This is a genomic window from Thiolapillus sp., from assembly GCF_048562965.1.
Taxonomy (GTDB): Bacteria; Pseudomonadota; Gammaproteobacteria; order Chromatiales; family Chromatiaceae; genus Thiolapillus; species Thiolapillus brandeum_A.
This window is the reverse complement of sequence record NZ_JBHNMF010001075.1, coordinates 1-927: the sequence shown is the minus strand read 5'-3', so window position 1 is coordinate 927 and position 927 is coordinate 1. Positions and strand designations below refer to the sequence as shown.

The 927-nt window shown below is 50.4% G+C and carries 2 protein-coding genes; both read left to right on the top strand.

Annotation, left to right across the window (positions count from 1 at the left end; translation table 11 throughout):
• A partial coding sequence (locus ACOCD2_RS22375) for a type I restriction endonuclease subunit R, EcoR124 family (protein WP_419626149.1) occupies positions 1–283 on the top strand: 283 nt, incomplete at its 5' end.
• The coding region (locus ACOCD2_RS22370; RefSeq protein WP_419626147.1) for a restriction endonuclease subunit S at positions 273–927 on the top strand (655 nt) is incomplete at its 3' end. The genes ACOCD2_RS22375 and ACOCD2_RS22370, both read left to right, overlap by 11 nt.

Sequence of the window (927 nt, the reverse complement as noted above, 5' to 3'; positions counted from 1 at the left end):
CGAGGGTTACGAGTGCTTCAAGGCGGAGAAGAACGCCCGGGAACTGGCCGTCATCGCCGAAAAGCACGGTCTCAGTCCTGATGCCCTGCAAGGCTTCATCGACAGTATCCTGAGCCGTAGGATCTTCGACCCTGATGCGCTGACCGAACTGCTCCACCCCCTGGGGCTGGGCTGGAAGGTGCGGGCCCAAAAAGAGCTGGAACTGATGGACGACCTCACACCCCTGCTGCGCAAGCAGGCCGAAGGCCAGGAAATTTCAGGGCTGGAAGTGTATGCGCAGTAAAAGCGACAAGAAAAAGTCATTGGTGCCCAGACTGCGCTTTCCTGAGTTTCGGGAGGCGGGGGCGTGGGAGAAAAAAAGACTTGGAACACAGGGTGGGTTTCTCACTCCGCTTTCCGGAAAATCTGCTAAAGATTTTGATGCTGGAGATGCAAAATTCATCCCTTACATGAATGTATTCTCGAATACCTTTACAGATATTCAAGACCTTCGCTCTGTAATTATCACGGATGATGAATCACAGAATGCTGTTGCCAAGGGCGATGTGTTTTTTACCGTCTCATCTGAAACACCAGAAGAAGCAGGAATGTCGAGCGTTCTGCTTGGAGATGTTGATAGATGCTATCTCAATTCCTTCTGCGCCTTATTTCGTTTCGATGACCACCTATCGCCAAATCTTATCTTTCTAGGATACTTGCTACGATCAAGATCAGTTAGATGTCACCTGTCAAGAGGCGCGCAAGGAGCAACACGTTACAACATTTCCAAGCTGGTATTTAAAGAATTGCCGCTAGTTTTTCCTCTAGCGAAAGAACAACAAAAAATCGCCCACTGCCTCTCCTCCCTTGATGAGGTGATCGGGCTGCAAGCCAAAAAGGTCCAGGCCCTGAAACAGCACAAGAAGGGCCTGATGCAGCAGCTCTTCC